This window comes from Cellulosimicrobium sp. AB352, from assembly GCF_049538415.1.
In the GTDB taxonomy this organism is placed as follows: Bacteria; Actinomycetota; Actinomycetes; order Actinomycetales; family Cellulomonadaceae; genus Cellulosimicrobium; species Cellulosimicrobium funkei.
The window spans coordinates 1-21,089 of record NZ_JBMVFX010000013.1 but is presented as its reverse complement, the minus strand read 5'-3'; the positions used below and the strand labels follow the sequence as shown (position 1 = coordinate 21,089).

Here is a 21,089-nt window from a genome sequence, read left to right as displayed (position 1 = left end):
ATCAGCCGACGGACCCTTCCATCTGCAGCTCGATGAGGCGGTTGAGCTCGAGCGCGTACTCCATGGGCAGCTCGCGCGCGATGGGCTCGACGAACCCGCGCACGATCATGGCCATCGCCTCGGTCTCCTCCATGCCTCGGGACATGAGGTAGAACAGCTGGTCCTCGCTCACCCGCGAGACCGTCGCCTCGTGCCCCATGGACACGTCGTCCTCGCGGACGTCGACGTACGGGTAGGTGTCGGACCGGGAGATCTGGTCGACGAGCAGCGCGTCGCACAGCACGGTCGAGGCCGAGTGCGAGGCGCCCTCGAGCACCTGGACCAGACCGCGGTAGGACGTGCGGCCACCGCCGCGCGCGACCGACTTCGAGACGATCGACGACGACGTGTGGGGCGCCGCGTGGACCATCTTGGCCCCGGCGTCCTGGTGCTGGCCCTCGCCCGCGAACGCGATCGACAGCGTCTCGCCGCGCGCGTGCTCGCCGAGCAGGTAGATCGCCGGGTACTTCATGGTGACCTTGGAGCCGATGTTGCCGTCGACCCACTCCATCGTCGCGCCCTCGGCCGCGGTCGCCCGCTTGGTCACGAGGTTGTAGACGTTGTTCGACCAGTTCTGGATCGTCGTGTAGCGCACGCGGGCGTTCTTCTTCACGACGATCTCGACGACCGCGGAGTGCAGCGAGTCCGACGAGTAGATCGGCGCGGTGCAGCCCTCGACGTAGTGCACGTACGAGCCCTCGTCCGCGATGATCAGCGTCCGCTCGAACTGACCCATGTTCTCCGTGTTGATGCGGAAGTAGGCCTGCAGCGGGATCTCGACGTGCACGCCCGGCGGCACGTAGACGAACGACCCGCCCGACCACACGGCGGAGTTGAGCGCGGCGAACTTGTTGTCGCCCGACGGGATGACGGTGCCGAAGTACTCCTGGAAGATCTCCGGGTGCTCGCGCAGCGCGGTGTCCGTGTCGAGGAAGATGACGCCCTGGCGCTCGAGCTCCTCGTTGATCTGGTGGTAGACCACCTCGGACTCGTACTGCGCGGCGACGCCCGCGACGAGGCGCTGCTTCTCCGCCTCGGGGATGCCGAGCTTGTCGTACGTCTCCTTGATGTCCTCGGGGAGGTCGTCCCACGTGGCGGCCTGCTTCTCCGTGGACCGCACGAAGTACTTGATGTTGTCGAAGTCGATGCCGGTGAGGTCGGAGCCCCAGCTCGGCATGGGCTTCTTGCCGAACAGGCGCAGCGCCTTGAGGCGCTGGTTCAGCATCCACTCGGGCTCGTTCTTGAGCCGGGAGATGTTGCGCACGACGTCCTCGTTGAGGCCACGCTGCGCGATCTGGCCCGCCTCGTCGGAGTCGTGCCAGCCGTACTCGTAGGCGCCGATCGAGGCGATGATCTCGTCGTCGGTCTGCTTCTCACCGGTCGGCAGGGCCGTGCCGGCGGCGTCCTGGGTGGGAGCGCTCATGGTCGTCCTTCCACTGTCCGTCGTTGCGGGCGGGGGCAGTCGGTACAGGTTCTTCGGGGGAGGTCGTGCGGGCGGGGCGGGGCGCCCCTCGGGGTCAGGTCTCGCCCGACGACGGGCGCCCCCGCGCCCGGACGTCGTGGGCCAGGGCGGCTCGCGCCACCCGCGGTGCGGGGGCCGGGACGGAGATCCCGACCGGCACGTTCGTGGTGCACGCGTGCGCGCCCGTGGCGAGGGTCGCGAGGCGCTGCACGTGCGAGCCGAGGAGCTTGGCGAAGACCTGGGCCTCCGCCTCGCACAGCTGCGGGAACTCCTCGGCGACGTGCTGCACCGGGCAGTGCCCCTGGCACAGCTGGACGGCGGAGGTGCCCGGCACGGGGCGCACGCTCGCGGCGTAGCCGTCGTCCGCCAGCGCGGCGGCGAGCTGGGCCGCGCGGCCCTCGACGTCCGGCGCGTCGAGCCGGTCCGCGTAGCGGTCTGCGAGCTCGGACAGCCGGTCCTGGGCGAAGCGCTCGACGGCGCCCGGTCCCGCGACGTCGCGCAGGTAGCGCAGCGCCTGCGCGGCGAGGTCGGCGTAGGTGCCGCTGAGCTCGCCCTGGCCGGCCGACGTCGTCACGTACCGCCGCGCGGGGCGGCCGCGCATCCCGGTGGGGTGCCCGGCGTCGTGCACGGCGACGAGGTCGTCCTCCTCGAGGAGGGCGAGGTGGCGGCGCACCGCGGCGGGCGTGAGGCCCAGCGTCGCGGCGAGGTCGGCCGCGCTGACGGGGCCCGCGCTCGCGACGAGCTCGAGCACGCGCTCGCGCGTGCGCCGGTCGACGTCGGCAGCGGGCGCGCCGGAGGGGGCGACGGTACGCAGCGCGTCCGGTCGGACCGCTCCTGCTCCCATGCTCACCTCCGTGGTCGGTCGGGGGCACGCCTGCGCGCGCAGCGCCCTCGATATAGACAACATGGTTGTTCCCTAATTGTTCCGGCGCAAGCAAGGCGACCCTCAGACGGGGCCCTGACGCGGCGGATGTGGCGTACGCGACACCCCGCGCGACCTGGGCGGGCGCGGGTCGGCGGGCGCGCGCGCTCCGCCTAGAATCGGCCGGGTGCCCGCCCCCGCCGTGCTCGTGCACGACCTCGTCAAGCGCTACGACGGTCGTGCCGTCGTCGACGGCGTGTCCCTCACCGCCGAGCGCGGCGCGATCACCGCGGTGCTCGGCCCCAACGGCGCCGGCAAGACGACGACCGTCGAGTGCTGCGAGGGCCTGCGCTCCCCCGACGCCGGGCGCGTCGAGGTGCTCGGGCTGCACCCGCTGACCGACGCGCGCGAGCTGCGTCCCCGCGTGGGCGTCATGCTCCAGGACGGCGGGCTGCCGACGGGCGTGCGCGCGCTGGAGATGCTGCGGCACGTCGCGTCGATGTACGCCCGGCCGCGCGACGTCGGCGAGCTCACCGAGCGCCTCGGGCTGGAGAGCTTCGCCCGCACCACCGTCCGGCGCCTGTCCGGCGGCCAGCGGCAGCGCCTCGCGCTCGCCGCGGCGATCGTCGGGCGGCCCGAGGTCGTCTTCCTCGACGAGCCGAGCGCGGGCATGGACCCGCAGAGCCGCCACGCGGTGTGGGAGCTCGTGCGCGAGCTGCGCGCCGAGGGCGTGGGGATCGTCCTCACGACGCACCTCATGGACGAGGCGGAGGACCTCGCGGACCAGGTGTGCGTCGTCGACCACGGGAAGGTCATCGCGGCGGGCGCGACGCGCGAGCTTCTCGAGTCCGGGGACGACGGGGAGACCGACCGCACGGTCCGCGTCGAGGCGACGGCCGGCCTGGACCTCGGCGGCCTGCGCGACGCGCTCGCCGCGCCCGACGGCGCCCCCGGCCCCGGGTCGTGGACCGTCGCCGAGCCGCAGCCCGGCTCGTACACCCTCACCGGCCCCGCCGACCCGGCGACGCTCGTCGCGCTGACGACGTGGCTCGCCGCACGCGGCGTCCTCGCGTCGCGCGTCACGGTGGGCCGCCGCACGCTCGAGGACGTGTTCCTCGACCTCACGGGACGGCACCTGCGATGACCGCGAACGAGACGCCGTCGGCCACCCCCGCGGCCCGAGGGCCGGCCGGGACCGAGCTCGCCGCGCCCGCGTGGCGCCGCGTCGCCGCCCAGACGGCGTTCGAGACCCGGATGATCCTGCGCAACGGCGAGCAGCTGCTCGTGACGATCATCCTGCCCGTCATGCTCCTGCTCGGCCTCGTGCTCACGTCCTTCGTCGACCTCGACACGGGCGGTGCGTCGCGCGTCGACTTCGTGACGCCGGGCGTGCTCGCGCTCGCCGTGATGTCGACGGCGTTCACCTCGCAGGCCATCGCGACCGCGTTCGACCGCCGCAACGGCGTGCTGCGCCTCATGTCGACGACCCCCCTCGGCCGGGGCGGCCTGCTCGCGGGCAAGGTGCTGGGCGTGCTCGCGGTCGAGGTCGTGCAGGTCGCCGTCATCACCGCCGTCGCGCTCGCGCTCGGCTGGCAGCCCGACGTCGCGGGGATCCCGGCCGCGCTCCTCGCGGTCCTGCTCGGCACGGCGGCGTTCACGTCGCTCGCGATGCTGCTCGCCGGCACGCTGCGCGCCGAGGGCGTGCTCGCGGTCGCGAACCTCGTGCTCGTGCTCCTCACGGTCGGCGGCGGCGTGCTCGTCCCGGCGGACCAGCTGCCCGGACCGCTCGCGCCCGTCGCCCTGCTGCTGCCGTCGGGCGCGCTCGGCGAGGCGATGCGCGGCGCCCTGCTCGACGGCTCGGTCCCGCCGTTCTCGGTCGTCGTGCTGCTGGGCTGGACCGCCGCGCTCGGTTGGGGCGCGGGCAAGCTCTTCCGCTGGACCTGACCCGCCCCGGGCACATCTCACACCCGCAGGATTCCGGGGCTGCCCGCGCGTCCCGATACCGTGGGACCGTGAGCACCCCGCCCCCCGCGCTCGACCCCGGCACGACCGCCCGCCCCGCCGGCGACGGCGTCGCCCGTCCGGACCGGCTCGCGCCGCTGCGCCGCTGGACCCGGCCGGTGCTCGTCGCGAACCTCGTGGCGCAGATCGGCATCATCGTCACCGGCGGCGCCGTCCGGCTGACCGGCTCGGGCCTCGGGTGCTCCACGTGGCCGCAGTGCGAGCCCGGGCAGTTCGCGGCGCGCTTCCACCCGGAGACGACGTACCACCAGTTCGTCGAGTACGGGAACCGCACGCTCACCGGGGTGCTGAGCGTCATCGCGATCGCGGCCCTCGTGCTCGTGTGGACCGACCGCTCGCGCGTCCTGTCCTACCGGCTCCTGGGCGCCGTGCCGCTCCTCGGCGTCGCCGCGCAGGCGATCATCGGCGGCGTCATCGTGCTGCTGCACCTGCACCCGGGCTGGGTGTCGCTCCACTTCGTGGTCTCGGCGGCGCTCGTGTCCGTCTCGCTGCTGCTGCTGCACCGCTCCGGGGAGGGCGACGGCCCGCCCGTCCCGACGGTCGCGCCGCGCTCGCGCGCGCTCGCGTGGGCGCTGTACGGGCTCACCGCGGTCGTCGTGGTCCTCGGCGTGATCGTCACGGGCGCGGGCCCCCACAGCGGTGACGAGGAGGTCGGGTACCGGTTCGCCGTCGACCCGGCGCTCATGAGCAAGGTCCACGCGTGGGCCGTGTGGGTCTTCGTCGCCGTCCTCGTCGCCTACCTCGTGAGCGTCCGCCGCGGGCCGCAGGAGGTGCGTCGCGCCGGGTGGATCCTGCTCGCCATCACGCTCGCCCAGGGCGCGATCGGCTACGTCCAGTACTTCACGGGCCTGCCCGCGCTGCTCGTGGGCCTGCACATGCTCGGCTCGGCGCTGCTCGTCGCCGGGTCCACGCGCGTCGTCCTCACGACCCGCACGCGCGCCTGACACCGGGGTCCGGCGCGTCGACGGACGACGCGCCGGACCGGGCCCGCGCTCAGCGCCAGAGGCGCGCGACGCGGTCGGCGGTCTCCACGCCCTGGGCGTGGCCCGCGCGGGCGGCGGACGGGCGCAGCGTCAGGTCCATCGCCCGCGGTCCCACGAGCCCCTCGGCGGACCCGTCGGGGACGAGCGTCTCGACCGCGCTGCCCTGCGCGCGCAGCTCCGCGACCTGCACGTCGAGCTGCATGCCCCACTCCCGCGGCGTGCGCGTCCTGCCGCCCAGCGGCGACAGCACGAGCACGCGGCGGCAGCCCGCCGCGAGATCGGCGTTCTCGTTGCGGCGGTACCCGCCGTCGATGAACCGGTCCGGCCCGACGCCGTACGCGAACCCGCCCGCGCAGCTCGCCGCGACCGCGTCCACCAGGCCGACCCCGCTGTGCGCGCCGAGGACGACCGGCGCGCCGGTCCGCACGTCGACCGCGGTGAGGAGCAGCGCGCGGCGCGGCCACGACGTGCTCGGCAGGCGTGCCGCGACCGTCGCCCGCCAGCGCGCCTGCGCGGACGTGTCCGAGGCCGCCGGGAGGTCGAGCGCCGCGGCGCCGAGCCGGCGCCGCATGTCCGCAGCGTCGCGCGACGCGGCGATGAGCGCGGCCGTGCGGGCCATCTGGTCCGCCGCCTGGCGCGTGCGCTCGCGGCGGTCGTCCCGCCCGGGATCCGGTGCGCGCCGCGGCGGGGCTCCGGCGACGACGGCGGCGTAGAGCTCGGCGGGCGTCGCGCCGGCGAGCTGGGCGGCGGTGGTGGCGCCGGCCGACGTCCCCACGGTGAGGTCGGCCGTCGTGACGTCGACCCCGGCGTCGGCGAGACCGGCGACGACGCCGATCAGCCACGCGTTGCCGGTGGACCCGCCGCCCCCGAGCACGAGGGCGCGCTCGCCCGTCGTCGGGGTCGGGGTCTGAACCGGGACCGGGACCGGGACCGGGACCGGGACGGACGCTGCCGCCGGGCCGGGGACCGCGGCGCCTGCTGAGGAGCCCGGTGCAGAGGAAGGTGTGGTGGTGCTCATGGGAGTCGCCTCTCGCGATGGTGCGGCGAGCGCTCCCGGGACGGCTACGGCCGTCGCGCGATCGTGGGCAGCGAGGGAGCGCCCGGTACGGACACAGCGTTCACGGGGCTCACCTCCTCGGCTCGGTGCACGACCGACTCGACGCTAGCACGCCCGCCTCGGCGGGCCCGGGGCGGGACGGCAAGGGACCGCGGCTGTGGCCGGCCGCCGGCGTCGGGCCACGCCGGGGACGAGAAGCCCGCGGCGTGGCCCACGACGCCGCCCGCGGTCGGACCGTCACGGACCGCGGACCGGCCCCCGTCGCCGTCAGCCCCCGCGGCGCTCGGGCCACGGCGCGTCGGCAGGGCGCAGGGAGGCCCAGCCGCCCGCGCGCGACGTGGCGGCCGCGAGGATCCCGACGACCGCCGACGGGTTGTGCAGCGCGCCCCCGAGGACGGCGGGCACCGCCTCGTCGAGCGGGACCCAGCGCAGCTCCATGTCGAGCTCCTCCGCCTCGCGCGCGAACCGCTCGTCGTCCGGCACGGGCGACAGGTCGCGCGCCAGGAACACCCGCAGCGCCTCGTTGGACCCGCCGGGCGTCGTGAAGTAGTCCACGAGCACGTCCCACCGGGCCGCCCGCAGGTCCGCCTCCTCGGCGAGCTCGCGGGCCGCGGCGACGCGCCCGTCCTCGCCCACGACGTCGAGCAGCCCCGCGGGCACCTCCCACAGCTCGCGCCGCACCGGGTGGCGGTACTGGCGCAGCAGCAGGACGCGCTCGTCCGCGTCGAGGGCGACGATCGCGACCGCACCGGGGTGGTCGAGGTACTCGCGCGTGACGCGGCCGCCGTCGCCGAGGTCGACGACGTCGGACCGCAGGTCGAACACGCGACCCTCGTGCACGACCGTCGTCTCGACGACCGGTCGGGGCGCGAGCGCGTCCACGACCGGGTGCTCGCCGGCCACTCAGTCCGCCTGGTTCTCGAGCGCGGCGCGGACGAGGCCGCTGAACAGCGGGTGCGAACGCGTGGGGCGCGACTTGAACTCCGGGTGCGCCTGCGTGCTCACGTAGTACGGGTGGACGTCCGCGGGGAGCTCGACGAACTCGACGAGCGACGAGTCGGGCGACGTCCCGCTGATGACGAGCCCCGCCTCCTCGAGCTGCTTGCGGTAGGTGTTGTTCACCTCGTAGCGGTGACGGTGGCGCTCCGTGACGCGCTCCGCGCCGTAGGTCTTCGCGACGACCGAGCCCGGGGCGAGCGCGGCCTCGTAGGAGCCGAGGCGCATCGTGCCGCCGAGGTCGCCGTCGCCGCCGACGATCGCGAGCTGCTCCTCCATGGTCGCGATGACGGGGTGGGACGTGCCCGGGTCGAACTCGGTCGAGGACGCGTCGTCGATGCCGAGCACGTTGCGCGCGTACTCGATGACCATCGACTGCAGGCCGAGGCAGATGCCGAGGGTCGGCACCCTGTTCTCACGCGCCCAGCGCAGGGCGCCGAGCTTGCCCTCGATGCCCCGCACGCCGAACCCGCCGGGCACGAGGACGGCGTCCACGCCGTGCAGCGCGTCGTCCGCGCCCTCGGGCGTCTGGCACTCGTCGGACGCGACCCAGCGGATCGTGACCTTGGCGTCGTTCGCGAACCCGCCGGCGCGCAGCGCCTCCGTGACGGAGAGGTAGGCGTCCGGGAGGTCGATGTACTTGCCGACGAGCGCGACCTCGACGCGGTGGGCGGGCTGGTGCACGCGCTCGAGGAGCTGGCTCCAGCCGTCCCAGTCGACGTCGTGGAACGGCAGGCCGAGGCGGCGCACGACGTAGGCGTCGAGGCCCTCCGCGTGCAGCACGCGCGGGATGTCGTAGATGCTCGGCGCGTCGATCGCGTTGACGACCGCCTCGTTGTCGACGTCGCACATGAGGGCGATCTTGCGCTTCACCGGCTCGGGCACCACGCGGTCCGCGCGCAGCACGATCGCGTCGGGCTGGATGCCGATGGACCGCAGCGCCGCGACCGAGTGCTGCGTGGGCTTCGTCTTGAGCTCGCCCGACGGACCGATGTACGGCACGAGCGACACGTGGAGGAAGAAGACGTCGTCCCGGCCCAGCTCGTGGCGCACCTGGCGGGCCGCCTCGAGGAAGGGCTGCGACTCGATGTCGCCGACGGTGCCGCCGATCTCGGTGATGATGACGTCGACGTCCTCACCGGCCTGGGCACGCATGCGCGTCTTGATCTCGTCGGTGATGTGCGGGATGACCTGGACCGTGTCGCCCAGGTACTCGCCGCGCCGCTCGCGCGCGATGACCTGGGAGTAGACCTGACCGGTCGTGACGTTCGCGGACGCCTCGAGGTCGACGTCGAGGAAGCGCTCGTAGTGGCCGATGTCGAGGTCCGTCTCGGCGCCGTCCTCGGTGACGAACACCTCGCCGTGCTGGAACGGGTTCATCGTCCCGGGATCGACGTTGAGGTACGGGTCGAGCTTCTGCATGGTGACGCGCAGGCCGCGCGAGCGGAGCAGACGACCGAGGCTGGACGCCGTGAGGCCCTTGCCGAGCGAGGAGGCGACGCCGCCGGTGACGAAGACGTGCGCGGTGCGGTGCTCGGTACGAGCGCCCGAGGCGTTGAGGCGGGAGGAGGGCCGGTTCAGGTGATCTGCCACGGAACTCCATCCTAACAGCGTGCCCGACGACGGCACGCGGACCCGAGGGTCGGCCCGCTCACACCGGGCGGCACGGCGAGGTCTCCCTCGCCTCGACGCGCGACCCGGCGCGCGTCCGGGCGCGCGTCACGGGCGCGTCACCTCGGCGACGTGTCGCCGGGTACCTCCGTCGTGGGTTCGTCCCCCGCAGGCGCGTCCGTCGTGGGCCCGACGGCGTCGCCCGCCCCGGGAGCGGCCGGGTCGCCGGTGCTCGGCGTCCCGCGCCGCAGGACGCCCAGGAGGGCCGCGCGGTCGCCGACGAGCGAGACGCCGACCACGACCACGCCCGCGACCAGGGCCGCGAGGGCGCCGACGCCGACGGCGGGCAGCCAGCCCGCGTCGTCGGGCAGCAGGACGCTCGACAGCGCCGAGCCCGCGAGCGCGCCCAGCGCCACGCCGACCGCGACGACGACGAGCGTGCGCGGGACGCCGCGCGTCGCGTCCGGGCCGGCGTGGCGCCGCGTCGCGAGGAGCAGCCCCGCGCCCGCGACCGACATCCCGACCGCGGTCGCGAGGCCGAGCTGCAGGAGCACCCCGGCCTGGTCGCGGGCGCCCGTGAGGGCGGGGAGCACGTAGGCGGCCGCCGCGACGACGAGCCAGCCCGCGGCGGTCACGACGACCGCGATCCGCTGGCGGTCGATCGTGTACAGCGCGCGCGACAGGTGCAGGATCAGCGAGAACCCGACGATGCCCACCGCCATCGCGGCGACCGCTCCACCGAGCCCGTCGACCGAGCCCGTCGCGATGCGGGCGAAGACCGCCTCGACGGCCGCCGACGCGGCGATCAGGGCCGCGACGCCGAGCCCCGCCACGACGAGCAGCGTGCGCGTCGTGGTCGCGAGCAGGCGCCGGTAGGCGTCGTGCCGGGCGTGCGCGACGTGCTCCGCGAGGCGCGGGAACGTGCTCGTCGCGAGCGGGAACGCCAGCACCGCGTACGGGAGCAGGTAGACCTGCTGGGCGTACCAGTACGTTGGGAAGGTCTGCTCCGGTCCGAACCGGTAGGCGGCGCCCATGATCGCGAGCACCGAGAGCTGCTGCGCGACGAGCGCCCCCACGCCCGCGAACGCGAGGTTGCGCGCCCGGACCGCCTCGCCGCCCGGGAAGCGCAGCGTGGGCCGCAGGCGGACGCCCAGCCGGTGCACGGGGAGCACGAGGGGCAGCGCGAGGACGGCGACGCCCGCCGTCGTGCCCCAGCCGAGCCACGCGATGGCCTGGCCCGACAACGCGGCGACGTCCTTCTGGTCGCCCCCCGCCAGACCCGCGAACACGAGGAAGACGACGATGACCGCGAGGCTCGACAGGAGCGGCGAGAACGCCTGCCAGAAGAACCGCTTGTGCGCCTGGAGGATGCTCCCGAGCACGACCGCGAGCCCGTAGAGCGGCACCTGGAGGGCGAACACACGCACGAAGGTCGCCGTGACGTCGACGAGCTCGGGATGCTTCGGCAGCATGAGGAGGGACGCGATCGGCTCCGCGAGGAGCGCGAGCAGCGCCCCGAGCGGGACGAGCACGACGAGCGTCCACCCGAGCAGCGCCGAGGCGATGCGCGAGACCTCGGTGCCCGCGCGCCGGGCGATGGGCCCGGCGAGGAGCGGGACCACCGAACCGGCGAGCGCACCGCCCGCGGCGACCTCGAACAGCACGTTCGGCAGGAGGTTCGCCGCCGTGAACGCCGACCCGACGCCCTCGGTGCCGACGGCGAAGGACTGCACGAGCGACCGTGCGAACCCGACGAGGCGGCTCGCGATCGTCACGAGCGTGATCATCGCGGCGGCGCCCGCCAGGGTGCCCGTGGCGGCGCGCAGCCGCCCCGCCCCCGCGCTCACGCCGGGCGCCGGCCCCACGCGTCCACGCGCCGCAGCGCGTCGTTGCCCTCGATGACCTTCGAGAAGCTCACCTTCTCGCTCGCGAGGGTGAGCCCCACGACGCCCGCCAGAGCGAGCCAGCGCACCGGGCGAGGCGCGGTGAACGCGACCTGGGAGCCCAGCGCGGCACCGAGCGCGTTCGCGCCGCAGTCGCCGAGCATGTCGCGCTCGCCGAGGTCCCCCGGGGCCGCGGCGACGGCGGCACCCAGGACGGCCCCCGTCGTCGGCGCGGCGGCGGTGCCGAGGTACGGGAGCGACGCCGCGCCGGCGGCCTTGAGGGCGCGCCCCGGCCGCAGGTCGAGGAGGTTGAGCAGGTTCGCGGTGCCGGCCATGAGCGCGCCGTTCACGCCCACGTCCACGAGGTGCCCGAAGGCACCGCCCGTGCGTCGCGTGCCGATCGCCGCCGCGACGAGCGAGACGCCGCTGATCCCGAGGATCTTCAGCGCACCCGTCGTGACCCGACCCTGCGCGAGCGCGCCGAGGTGGCCGCGCAGACCCTTGGTGCGGCTCGTCGTGTCCTCCGCGAGGTCGTCGACGAGGCCGAACGTGCCCGCGCTCGCCGTCGCGAGGGCGACCGCCGCGCGCGTGCGGGCGTCGCCTCCCGCCGCGAGCGTGCCGGCGACGAGGCCGGCGGCCACGGCCGGACCCTCGAGCAGGCTGATCGGCTCGCCCCGGTGGTTGGTCCGGGTCCATCGCTCCGCGCCCCCGGGCGCACGCGACCCGGCCGTGCGGCGTGCCGCGGCCGTCACCGTCGCGGCGACGCCGGCGGCCGCGAGCGTGCGCAGCGCGCGCCCCACGTCAGCCCTCCCCCGCGCCGTCGCCGGCCTGCTCGACGTCGGCCCCGTCACCGGCCGGTTCGCCCGTGGTGTCGCCCGCCGCGGCGTCCTGCGCGCCGGCGGGGGACGCCGTCGTGCGCGTCACCGGCGGGAGCTCGACCGCGGGCGGGAGGACGGCCGTCGCGCTCTCCTCGAACCCGAACTGCCCCACCTGGTCCGCGAGCCGCGCGGCGAGCGCGAGCGGGACGTTGATCCGGCCCGGCTCGGCCTCGATGCCGCTGACGGTCGAGACGGTCGAGGAAAGGTCCTCGTTCGCGCGGATCGTCGAGACGACGTCGCCCGAGACCGCCGTCGGGCCGGCGACCAGCGCGGCTCCGGCGACCTCCTGCGCGGCGACGGCCACCTGGACCTCGATGTCGACCGCGTAGGTGTCGGGTGCGGGCGGCTCCTCACCCTCCGCGGCGGGGGTGGCCGGCGAGGGCGCGGAGCCCCCGAGCAGCAGGACCACGTCCGCGGGCAGCGTCTGCTCGGAGACCACGTCGACGAGCGCGAAGCGCTCGAGCAGCGCCTCGAGCTCGAGCGCCTCGGGGCTGCGCTCCTCCGTGCTCGACGGCGCCGCCCCCGTGAGCGACAGCGCGAGCGCGCGCGACAGCCGCTGCTCGGGGGTCGCGTCCTGCGGGACGTCGCCCAGCTTGTCGCCGAGACCCTCGGCCACCGTCTGCCGCGCGCTCTCCTCGTCCTGGCTCGTCCACGAGTCCGTGAGGCGCACGTGCCCGACGACGGACGCACCCGCCGTCTCGAGCTGCGCGGTCACCGCGTCGTCGCGCTCGTCGTCCGCCCCGTCCAGGTCGACGACGGCCACGCGACGGTCCTGGAGGGAGCCCGCGACGAGCTGCGGGCCCGCGGCCTCGATGTACCGTGCGTCGTCGCCGAGCGTCACGTTCGCCTGGTCGAGCTGGTCGCGCAGCTCGTTGCGCTCGGTGCGCAGCTGCTCCACCTGCCCGGTGAGCTGGTCGCCGATCGCGCCCTGGAGCGGGCCCGCGCCGAGGATGATCCCCACGGCGAGCGCCAGGAAGACCGAGATCAACGAGACGATGTGGTACCTGAAGTCGATCACTGTGCGGTGGTGTCCTTCGGTTCGAGCTGCTGCGTGCTGGCAAGGGTCAGGGTCGGCGCTGGCCGCCGGAGGGCACGGGCCGCAGGCACGTGCGCGGGCCGTCGACCACGACGGCCCGGCGGGATCAGCCGCCGCCCGAGAAGAGCGTCCCGATCCACGACCAGAGGTCGTCGAACCGGGCGCCCACGATCCCGAAGAACGTCTGGCCCGCCGCCGTCGACCACAGCGCCGCGACGACGGCGAGGAGCCCGGCGATCGACAGGAGCCAGAGCTGGAGGTTGGAGATCCGGTGCCGGTACAGGCGCGACACGCCCTTGGCGTCGACGAGCTTGCCGCCGACCCGGAGCCGGGTGAGGAACGTGCTCGCCATGCCCGCACGACCCTTGTCGAGGAACTCGACGAGCGTCGCGTGCGTGCCGACGGCCACGATCACCTCGGCGCCCTTGTCGTCGGCGAGGAGCATCGCGATGTCCTCGCTCGTGCCGGTCGCCGGGAAGACGACGGGCTCGACGCCGAGCTCCTGCACGCGCTCGAGGCCGGGCGCCTTGCCGTCGCGGTAGGCGTGCACGACGATCTCCGCGCCGCTGCTCAGCGCGCGGTCGGAGACCGAGTCCATGTCGCCGACGATCATGTCGGGCTTCCACCCCGCGTCGAGGATCGCGTCCGCGCCGCCGTCCACGCCGATGAGCACCGGGCGGTACTCGGTGATGTAGGGGCGCAGCGTCGCGAGGTCCTCGCGGTAGTGGTAGCCGCGCACGACGATGAGGACCTGACGCCCCTCGATGGACGTACGGATGTCCGGGACGCCGACGCCGTCGAGCAGGAGGTCCCGCTCGCGGCGCAGGTAGTTCATCGTGTTCTCGGCGAACGACTCGATCTCGACCGAGAGGTTGGCGCGCGCCTCCTCGAGGCTGCGCGCGACCGTCTCCTCGCTCTGCAGCACGCCCTCGGCGACGAGGTCGTCGCCCAGGTAGACCTTGCCGCCGTCGAGCCGCACCACGCGGCCCTCGGGGATCGCCATGATCGCGGGGCCGAGGTCGTCGACGAGCACGATGCCGGCCTCGACGAGGACGTCGGGGCCGAGGTTCGGGTAACGGCCCGAGACCGACTTGGCCGCGTTGAGCACGGCGGACGGCTTCGCGGCGACGAGCGCGTCGGCGGCGACCCGGTCGATGTCGACGTGGTCGATCACCGCGACGTCGCCCGGGTTGAGCCGCTTCGTGAGCGCCTTCGTGCGCGCGTCGACCTTGGCCGGGCCGAGCGTGCCGGACCCGGCCTCCGGCAGGGAGGCTTTGCGCAGAGTGAGTCTCATCGTGCCCTATCGTCCCACGACCGACGACTCCAGAAGCTCCACCGCGTGGCGGCGGGCCGCGTCGGAGTCCTCCTGGCCCGAGAGCATCCGCGCGAGCTCGCGGACGCGCTCCTCCCCCGTGACCTCGCGCACACCGGTGACCGTGACCGCGGTCGACGGGTCGCCCTCGCCCGACGCCTTCGTGACGACGAGCTGCACGTCCGCGAACGCCGCGACCTGCGCGAGGTGGGTGACGACGACGACCTGGGTGCGCCGCGCGAGCGACGCGAGCCGGCGCCCCACCTCCACGGCCGCCTTGCCCCCGACCCCGGCGTCGACCTCGTCGAACACGAACGTGGGCAGCACCTGGCCGGTGCCGTCGACGGCGGCCGTCGCGAGCGCGACCTCGATCGCGAGCATGACGCGCGACAGCTCGCCGCCCGACGCCCCCTTGCCCAGCGGGCGGGCGGGAGCGCCCGCGTGCGCGACGAGCGAGAACGTCACCGCGTCGACGCCCCACGGGCCGGGCTCCTCTGCCCGCTCGACGTCCACGACGAGGCTCGCCCCGCCCATCGCGAGCCCGCGCAGCTCGTCGGTCACGGCCGCGGCGAGCTCGGCGGCGGCCCGCTCGCGCGAGGCCGTGATCGCCGTGCCGAGCCGGTCCAGCTCCGCGTCGAGCTCGTCGCGGCGCGCCGTCGCGGCCTGGAGCCGCTCGCCGCCGTCGTCCAGGTCCAGGAGCCGCAGCCCCGCATCGCTCGCCCAGGCGAGGACGTCGTCGACCGTCTCCCCGTAGCTGCGCGTGAGCGTCCCCAGCTCGGCGAGGCGCGCGTGCGCGGACTCGAGACCCGCCGGGTCCGCGGCTAGGTCCTCGACGTAGCCCGAGATCTCCGTGGCCACGTCGGCCAGCACGTACCCCACCTCGGCGAGCCGCTCGGCGAGGCGGGCGAGCGCGGGGTCCGTCCCGGCCACCGACTCGAGCGCGCGGCGCGCGCGGTCGACCGACACGACGGCGTTCTCCTGCGGCTCCGCGGCCTCGTCTCCCGCGACGGCGTCGTGCGCGAGCTGCGCGGCGACCCGGAGCTCCTCGACGTTCCCGAGCCGCGCGACGAGCGCGGTGAGCTCGACGTCCTCGCCCGGCTGGGGCGCGACCCGCTCGACCTCGGCGAGCCCGAGGCGCAGCAGCTCCGCCTCACGGGCGCGCTCGCCGGCGCGCGTCTCGATGTCGTCGATCTGCGCCTGCAGCGCCGCCCGCTCGGCCCACGCCTCGCGGTACTGCCCGAGGAGCTCGGCGTGCTGCGGCCCGGCGAACGCGTCGAGCGCTGTGCGCTGTCGGCTCGCGGTGCGCAGCCGGAGCTGGTCCGACTGGCCGTGCACCGTGACGAGGTCGTCGGCGATCTCGGCGAGGACGCCCTGCGGGACGCTGCGCCCGCCGAGGTGCGCGCGCGAGCGGCCCTCCGCGGCGACCGTGCGCAGGATGACGACCGAGCCGTCGTCGTCGACCTGCCCGCCCGCGTCGTCGACGCGCTGCGCGACCGCCGGGCGGTCCGCGACGCGCACCCGGCCCTCCACGACGGCGCTCGCCGCGCCCGGTCGCACCGTCGCCGGGTCCGCCTTGCCGCCCATGAGCAGGCCGAGGCCGGTGAGGACCATCGTCTTGCCGGCACCCGTCTCGCCCGTGATCACCGTCAGCCCGGCGCCGACCGGGACGCGCGCCGACCGGATGACCCCGAGGTTCTCGATCGCGATCTCCTCGAGCACGCTCACTCCTCCTCGTCCGTGGTGCCCCCGTCGCCCGGGAGCCTGGCCGTCTCGCCCGCGCCGCCCGGAGCGGCGGCGGCGCGCTCCGCGGTGGTGCCCGCCGTCGCGGCGACGCTTGCCGCGCGCTCGCGCCACCCGACCACCGGCAGCGAGAACTTCGACACCAGCCGGTCCGTGAACGGCGCCGTGCTCAGGCGCGCGAGACGCAGCGGCGTGTCCGAGCGCCGCACCTCGACGCGCGAGCCGTTCGGCAGGTCGATGCGGCGGCGGCCGTCGCACGTGAGGACGCCCGACGACGCCGAGTCCGGCAGCACGTCGACCGTGATCGTCGAGCGGGGACCGACGACGAGCGGGCGCGCGAACAGCGCGTGCGCCGCGAGCGGCACGACGAGCACCGCGTCGACCTCGGGCCACATCACGGGCCCGCCGGCCGAGAACGCGTGCGCCGTCGACCCCGTCGCGGTCGCCGTGATGACGCCGTCGCACCCGAACGACGAGAGCGGGCGGCCGTCGACGCCGAGCACGACCTCGATCATGCGCTCGCGCTGCGCCTTCTCCACCGTCGCCTCGTTGAGGGCCCAGCCGACGAGCGGCTCCGGCTCTCCCGGCAGGTAGGCACGGACCTCGACGATCGTGCGCTCCTCGACCGTGTAGTCGAACGCCGCGAGGCGGCCGACCGCCGCGCGCAGGTCCTCGCGCTCGCTCTCCGCCAGGAACCCGACGTGGCCCAGGTTCACGCCCAGCAGCGGCACGCCCGTGCCGTGGGTGAGCTCCGCGGCCCGCAGGATCGTGCCGTCACCGCCGAGCACGATGACGACCTCGGACTCCGCGACGCCCTCGCGCGCCCGCGTGCGCGCCATGTGGTCGCCGAACGACTCCGCGAGGTCGTCGTCGTGCAGCGTCACCTCGAACCCGGCGCGCTCGAGCTCGCTCACCGCCTCGTGCAGCGCGACGACCGCCTCGGGGCGGCCGCCGTGGGTGACGATCAGGACGCGTCGCGTCACGCTGCTCCTCCGGTCAGGGGTCGGTCGGTGGTCTCGGTCGCACCCGGTGCGGCGTGCGGTGCCGATGGCGGGACGGCCCCGGCGGAAGGTCGGGCGGACGTCTCGGCGGGCGGTTCGGCGGGCGGTTCGACGGACAGCTCGGCGGACGCAGCCGCGGCGCGGGCGGCCGCGACGACCGGGGGCGGGCCGCCGTCGGGCCCCGGCTGCCACGCGACGGCCTGCGCCGCGGCGGCCTCGAGCGCCTCGTCCTCGAACGCCGCGCCGTCGGCCCGGCCCGGGTCGCCCGCGCGCAGCCACCAGAAGTACTCGCGGTTGCCGCTCGGACCGGGGAGCGGGCTCGGCACGACGGCGAGCGGCCGCAGGCCGACCAGCGCGGCGTGCCGCGCGACCGCGGCGATGACCTCGACGTGCAGCGCCGGGTCGCGCACGACCCCGCCGCTGCCGAGCCGCTCGCGGCCGACCTCGAACTGGGGCTTCACGAGCAGCAGGAGGTCCGTCCCGGGCCCGACGACGCCGGCCACCGCGGGCAGGACCATCGCCAGCGAGATGAACGAGAGGTCGCCGACCACGACGTCGGGCACGACCCCCACGTGCGCGGGCGACAGGTCGCGCACGTTGAGCCCTTCGTGCACGACGACGCGCGGGTCGGCGCGCAGCGCAGGCACGAGCTGGTCGTGACCCACGTCGACCGCGACGACCTCGCGCGCGCCGCGCCGCAGCAGCACGTCGGTGAAACCCCCGGTCGACGCACCGAGGTCGAGGCACCGCGCGCCGTCGACCACCGGGCCGCGGGGCAACGCCCCCGACTCCGCCGAGCTCTCGCCCGCGATCGCGTCGAGCGCGTCGAGGACGCCCGCGAGCTTGAACGCGGCCCGGGACGCGTAGCCCGGGTCGTCCGGGTCGGGGGCCACCTCGACGACGTCCTCCGGGCGGACACCGGTCGACGGCTTGGTGAGCACCGTCCCGGCACGCGTCACGCGGCCCGCCGCGACGAGCTCCGCCGCGTGCCGACGCGACCGTGCGAGCCCGCGCCGGACGAGCTCGCCGTCCAGCCGGGCGTCGTCCCGCTCCCCCACGCTCAGTCCTCCGCGCGGGCCAGCTCGGCGACCAGCGCGTCGTGCACGGCCTCCAGCACCCCCACGTGGTCGGTGGTCGCGAGGCCGTCCAGATCGGCGAGGCGAGCGAGCACTGGCTCGAGGGCGCCCTCCGCGTCGCCGGCGCCCGGGTCGGTCGCACGGCCCGGAGGCGGACCGGGCACGGGTCGCTGCGGACCGTCCGTCATGTCCTGCCTCCTGTCTGGTCGCTCGTCGCCCGGGGTCGCCCCGGGACCGCGGACCACGCTACCGGTAGCGTCCCACGGACGACCGTGCGCGGTGCCGGAAGCGCGCCGCGCGCCGCGCGTCGCCGCCGTGGTCCGCCCCGCGTGCCGTCAGTGCGTCCCCACCGGGAGGTCGGGGACGCTCGCCGGGTCGACGGGCAGGCCCTCGTCGACCGCCGCCCAGGCGGCCGACGCCGCGGCCCGCACCGTGTCGATCGTCGCCGCGCCACGCACGTCCAGCCGGAGCACGCCGTCGTCGACGCGCGCCGCGGTGTCACCGCACGTCCACCAGCCCTCGGCGCCGCGCTCGGGCGCGGGGTGCGGCTCCAGGAGGCTGCGCAGGTCCGCGCCCAGGTAGTGCGGCCGCAGCCCGGGCTCCGCGAGGATCGCGTCCCGCGCGGTGCTCACGCCCGTGAGCACGTGCAGACCGGGGTAGCCCCCGGCACGCGCTCCGGCGAGGTCGGTGTCCAGGCGGTCGCCGACGACCAGCGGCGCCCGCGCGCCCGCCCGGTCGATCGCGAGGCCGTACATCGTGGGCGACGGCTTGCCGGCGCTGTCGGGCGTCACGCCCGTGGCGGCCCGCACCGCCCCGACGAGCGACCCGTTGCCCGGTGCGAACCCGCGGGCCGTCGGGAGGGACAGGTCGAGGTTGCTCGCCACGTGCCAGGCACCGCGCTGGACGGCGTAGGCGGCCTCGGCGAGCTGGGTCCAGCCGAGCTCGGGCGCGAACCCCTGCGCGACGGCGTCCGGCTCGTCGTCCGCGCTCGCCACGACGACGAAGCCCGCCTCGCGCACCGCCGTCAGCAGACCCGCGCCACCGACGACGAGGACGCGCGCACCCGGCTCGAGCCGGGTCCGCAGGAGGGCCGCTGCGGCCTGCGCCGCGGTCATCACCTCGTCCGGCGTGGTCGGGATGTCGAGACCGGTGAGCTGCTCCGCGACCGACTCGGGCTCGCGGGACGCGTTGTTCGTCACGAAGACGAGCCGCATCCCGCGCCCCCGCGCGGCCGTGAGGCCCTCGGACGCGTGCTCGATCGGCTCGTGCCCGCGGTACGCGACCCCGTCGAGGTCGACCAGCGCGAGGTCGTAGCGGTCCGCGAGGGCGACGTCGCTCGCGAGCAGGCCCGCGCTCACCGGTCGCCCCCGTCCGTCTCGCCCTCGTCCGTCTCGCCCTCGTCCGTCTCGCCCTCGTCCGAGCCGGACGACGCCGGCCCGGCCTCGTCCGCGTCAGGAGCACCACCGGGCTCGTCGGTCGTGGCGTCGGGCTCTTCCGAGCCGTCCGCATCCTCGTCCGCCCCCTCGAGCTCCTCGCTCAGGTCGTAGACGACGACGTCCTCGTCCTCCTCTCCGAGCGCGGCCGCCAGCAGGCGCGCGTCGATGCCGGCGAGGATCTCGGCGGCCTCCTCCGTGCGGCCGGCGAGCTCCAGGACGGACGCGCGCGCCTGGAGCACGCGGGCGCCGAGCTCGCCGCCGCGGCCGACCGGCGGCACGTTGTCGAGCGCCGCGAGCGCGGCGTCGAGCTCGCCGAGATCGACGCGCGCGCCGCTCACGACGATCGCCAGCTCGGTCCGGCCGACGTCGTCCAAGGTCGCGGCCTCGTCCGACGACGCGAGGGCGAGCGCGCGCTCCGGCCGCCCCAGGCCGCGCTCGCAGTCGGCCATGATCGGCAGGTGCTCCGACGACCCGTTGAGACGGCGCACCGTGCGCAGCTCGCGCAGGGCCTCGGCGTACCGTCCGGTCCGGTAGGCCGTCAGGCCCGCGGCCTCGCGCGCCACGTCGACGCGACCCGCCCGACGCACCGCCGCCTGGGCGTGCTCGTACGCGAGCTCCGGGTCGGTGTCGATGAGACGGCCGGCCATGACGAGGTGGCGCCCGACGACCTCGGCGGTGTCCTTGCTCAGCGTCCGCAGCCTGCCGCGCGCCGCGCGGTCGAGCTGGGAGATCTGCACGTCCTCGGGCAGGTCCGGGCCGGCAGGGTGCCGGGGCTCGGGACGGCGGTCGAAGCCCTCGCGGTCGCGCCCCGCCCCGGCGCGCGGGGCGTGACCCCGGCGCTCGCCACCGGGACGGTCACCACCGCGGCGATCGTCGCGCGGTCCGCCCGGTCCCCGGCGCCCGCCCGCGGAGTCGCGGTCAAAGCGACCCCGACCCGCGTCGCCGCCCCGTGCCGGCCGGTCCGCACCGTCACGCCACGGACGCGACCCGCTGTCACCGTCCCGAGGACGCGACCGGTCGTCACGGGCTGCGCCGTACTCCCGCCGCGGACCACGCGACGCGTCGCCACGCTCGCCCCACGCACCCCGACGCTCGGAGCGGTCGCCGCTCCGGGCGTCACCGGTGCCGCGAGCCCCGTCGCGCCGGTCGCGGTCCGGGCGTCCGCCGGTACCGCGGCTCGCGCCGTCCCGTGCGGGCCGGTCACCGCCCGGGCGGCCCCGATCGTCGTCGCGCCGACCACGGTATCCGCCCTCGCGGCGGCCCCGCTGGTCCCCGGCGCCTCGGCCCGCTCCCCGGGCGGGCCCGCCACGGCGGTCGCCCGACGGCGCGCCGCCCTGCCGGCCACGTCCCTCACGGGGAGGATCCTGCCGGCCGTCACGGTCGCGGCGACCGCCGCGGTCGTCGCCCGCGGACGGACGATCCGGCTCGGGCTCACGGGGGGTGTCGTTCACCGGGGTTCCCTCTCGTTCTGAAGTTTGCGCAGGCCATCCTCCCACGACGGGACGACGAGGCTCCTGCCGTGCCACCGGCGACCCGCTCACGATGCGGCAACCCGGCGTCCCTCAGGGCAGTGGATGCGCGGTGGCGTCCGGTCCGGTCGGCGGCTCTCGCACGCGCTCTGCACGGCGTGCTGCGGCACCAGCGAGTCGGCGTGCTGGGTGCGGAAATGCCGAAGGCCCACCCCGTGTGGGGTGG

The 21,089-nt window shown here is 75.7% G+C and carries 18 protein-coding genes; 3 read left to right on the top strand and 15 right to left on the bottom strand.

The window, feature by feature from the left end; genetic code table 11:
- Position 1: 1 nt before the first annotated feature.
- Positions 2 to 1,462 (bottom strand): Fe-S cluster assembly protein SufB, encoded by a 1,461-nt coding sequence (sufB, locus tag ACPCUX_RS10915; protein WP_074805987.1) that lies wholly within the window; start codon positions 1,460 to 1,462, stop codon positions 2 to 4.
- A gap of 94 nt (positions 1,463 to 1,556) precedes the next feature.
- Positions 1,557 to 2,345: a helix-turn-helix transcriptional regulator gene (locus ACPCUX_RS10910; protein WP_076404969.1), complete on the bottom strand. Its 789-nt coding sequence runs from the start codon at positions 2,343 to 2,345 to the stop codon at positions 1,557 to 1,559.
- 205 nt (positions 2,346 to 2,550) lie between these two features.
- Between ACPCUX_RS10910 and ACPCUX_RS10905 the strand changes: the two genes are divergently transcribed.
- The 3 genes from ACPCUX_RS10905 to ACPCUX_RS10895 all read left to right on the top strand — a co-directional run bounded on the left by ACPCUX_RS10905 (position 2,551) and on the right by ACPCUX_RS10895 (position 5,329).
- Positions 2,551 to 3,507, top strand: a complete 957-nt coding sequence (locus ACPCUX_RS10905) for an ABC transporter ATP-binding protein (protein ID WP_085388053.1) — start codon at positions 2,551 to 2,553, stop codon at positions 3,505 to 3,507.
- Positions 3,504 to 4,307, top strand: coding sequence for an ABC transporter permease (locus ACPCUX_RS10900; protein ID WP_423388747.1), 804 nt, complete (start codon positions 3,504 to 3,506; stop codon positions 4,305 to 4,307). The genes ACPCUX_RS10905 and ACPCUX_RS10900 overlap by 4 nt, the downstream gene beginning before the upstream one ends.
- 68 nt (positions 4,308 to 4,375) lie before the next feature.
- Complete coding sequence (locus tag ACPCUX_RS10895) at positions 4,376 to 5,329, top strand: COX15/CtaA family protein (RefSeq protein WP_085388055.1); 954 nt, start codon at positions 4,376 to 4,378, stop codon at positions 5,327 to 5,329.
- A 49-nt stretch (positions 5,330 to 5,378) separates the two neighbouring features.
- Here ACPCUX_RS10895 and ACPCUX_RS10890 read toward each other — a convergent pair whose 3' ends face one another.
- From ACPCUX_RS10890 to ACPCUX_RS10830, 13 genes are all read right to left on the bottom strand, one after another.
- A complete protein-coding gene (locus tag ACPCUX_RS10890) occupies positions 5,379 to 6,386 on the bottom strand; it encodes a patatin-like phospholipase family protein (protein WP_423388746.1) in 1,008 nt (335 codons plus the stop codon).
- A 306-nt stretch (positions 6,387 to 6,692) separates the two neighbouring features.
- Positions 6,693 to 7,328 carry an NUDIX domain-containing protein gene (locus ACPCUX_RS10885; protein ID WP_423388745.1) on the bottom strand — a complete coding sequence of 212 codons (636 nt, stop codon included), beginning with the start codon at positions 7,326 to 7,328 and terminating at the stop codon, positions 6,693 to 6,695.
- Positions 7,329 to 9,014: a CTP synthase gene (locus tag ACPCUX_RS10880; RefSeq protein ID WP_061268232.1), complete on the bottom strand. Its 1,686-nt coding sequence runs from the start codon at positions 9,012 to 9,014 to the stop codon at positions 7,329 to 7,331.
- 137 nt (positions 9,015 to 9,151) lie between these two features.
- Positions 9,152 to 10,897, bottom strand: a complete 1,746-nt coding sequence (gene murJ, locus ACPCUX_RS10875) for a murein biosynthesis integral membrane protein MurJ (protein ID WP_285678891.1) — start codon at positions 10,895 to 10,897, stop codon at positions 9,152 to 9,154.
- Positions 10,876 to 11,715 (bottom strand): hypothetical protein, encoded by an 840-nt coding sequence (locus ACPCUX_RS10870; RefSeq protein ID WP_085388058.1) that lies wholly within the window; start codon positions 11,713 to 11,715, stop codon positions 10,876 to 10,878. Before ACPCUX_RS10870 ends, murJ begins: the two co-directional genes overlap by 22 nt.
- 1 nt (position 11,716) lies before the next feature.
- Positions 11,717 to 12,811 carry a copper transporter gene (locus tag ACPCUX_RS10865; protein WP_085388059.1) on the bottom strand — a complete coding sequence of 365 codons (1,095 nt, stop codon included), beginning with the start codon at positions 12,809 to 12,811 and terminating at the stop codon, positions 11,717 to 11,719.
- A gap of 124 nt (positions 12,812 to 12,935) precedes the next feature.
- Positions 12,936 to 14,123 carry a putative cytokinetic ring protein SteA gene (gene steA / locus ACPCUX_RS10860; protein WP_021482582.1) on the bottom strand — a complete coding sequence of 396 codons (1,188 nt, stop codon included), beginning with the start codon at positions 14,121 to 14,123 and terminating at the stop codon, positions 12,936 to 12,938.
- 6 nt (positions 14,124 to 14,129) lie between these two features.
- Positions 14,130 to 15,860: a DNA repair protein RecN gene (recN, locus tag ACPCUX_RS10855; RefSeq protein WP_085388785.1), complete on the bottom strand. Its 1,731-nt coding sequence runs from the start codon at positions 15,858 to 15,860 to the stop codon at positions 14,130 to 14,132.
- A 2-nt stretch (positions 15,861 to 15,862) separates the two neighbouring features.
- Entirely contained in the window at positions 15,863 to 16,864 is a 1,002-nt protein-coding gene (locus tag ACPCUX_RS10850; RefSeq protein ID WP_034650767.1) for an NAD kinase, read from the bottom strand.
- The gene (locus ACPCUX_RS10845) at positions 16,861 to 17,940 is read right to left on the bottom strand and encodes a TlyA family RNA methyltransferase (RefSeq protein ID WP_423388744.1); all 1,080 of its coding nucleotides are present in this window, start codon (positions 17,938 to 17,940) and stop codon (positions 16,861 to 16,863) included. The genes ACPCUX_RS10850 and ACPCUX_RS10845 overlap by 4 nt, the downstream gene beginning before the upstream one ends.
- 2 nt (positions 17,941 to 17,942) lie before the next feature.
- Entirely contained in the window at positions 17,943 to 18,146 is a 204-nt protein-coding gene (locus ACPCUX_RS10840; RefSeq protein WP_076404980.1) for a hypothetical protein, read from the bottom strand.
- A gap of 147 nt (positions 18,147 to 18,293) precedes the next feature.
- On the bottom strand, positions 18,294 to 19,316 hold the full coding sequence (locus ACPCUX_RS10835; protein WP_423388743.1) for an HAD-IIA family hydrolase: 1,023 nt from the start codon (positions 19,314 to 19,316) through the stop codon (positions 18,294 to 18,296).
- Positions 19,313 to 20,131, bottom strand: a complete 819-nt coding sequence (locus ACPCUX_RS10830; protein WP_423388742.1) for a hypothetical protein — start codon at positions 20,129 to 20,131, stop codon at positions 19,313 to 19,315. The genes ACPCUX_RS10835 and ACPCUX_RS10830 overlap by 4 nt, the downstream gene beginning before the upstream one ends.
- Positions 20,132 to 21,089: the final 958 nt, after the last annotated feature.

Excerpts from the sequence above, each read along its gene's own strand:
- ACPCUX_RS10910 (WP_076404969.1), bottom strand. The coding sequence starts at position 2,345 with ATGGGAGCAGGAGCGGTCCGACCGGACGCGCTGCGTACCGTCGCCCCC.
- sufB (WP_074805987.1), bottom strand. The coding sequence starts at position 1,462 with ATGAGCGCTCCCACCCAGGACGCCGCCGGCACGGCCCTGCCGACCGGT.
- ACPCUX_RS10900 (WP_423388747.1), top strand. The coding sequence starts at position 3,504 with ATGACCGCGAACGAGACGCCGTCGGCCACCCCCGCGGCCCGAGGGCCG.
- ACPCUX_RS10840 (WP_076404980.1), bottom strand. The coding sequence starts at position 18,146 with ATGACGGACGGTCCGCAGCGACCCGTGCCCGGTCCGCCTCCGGGCCGT.
- steA (WP_021482582.1), bottom strand. The coding sequence starts at position 14,123 with ATGAGACTCACTCTGCGCAAAGCCTCCCTGCCGGAGGCCGGGTCCGGC.
- ACPCUX_RS10890 (WP_423388746.1), bottom strand. The coding sequence starts at position 6,386 with ATGAGCACCACCACACCTTCCTCTGCACCGGGCTCCTCAGCAGGCGCC.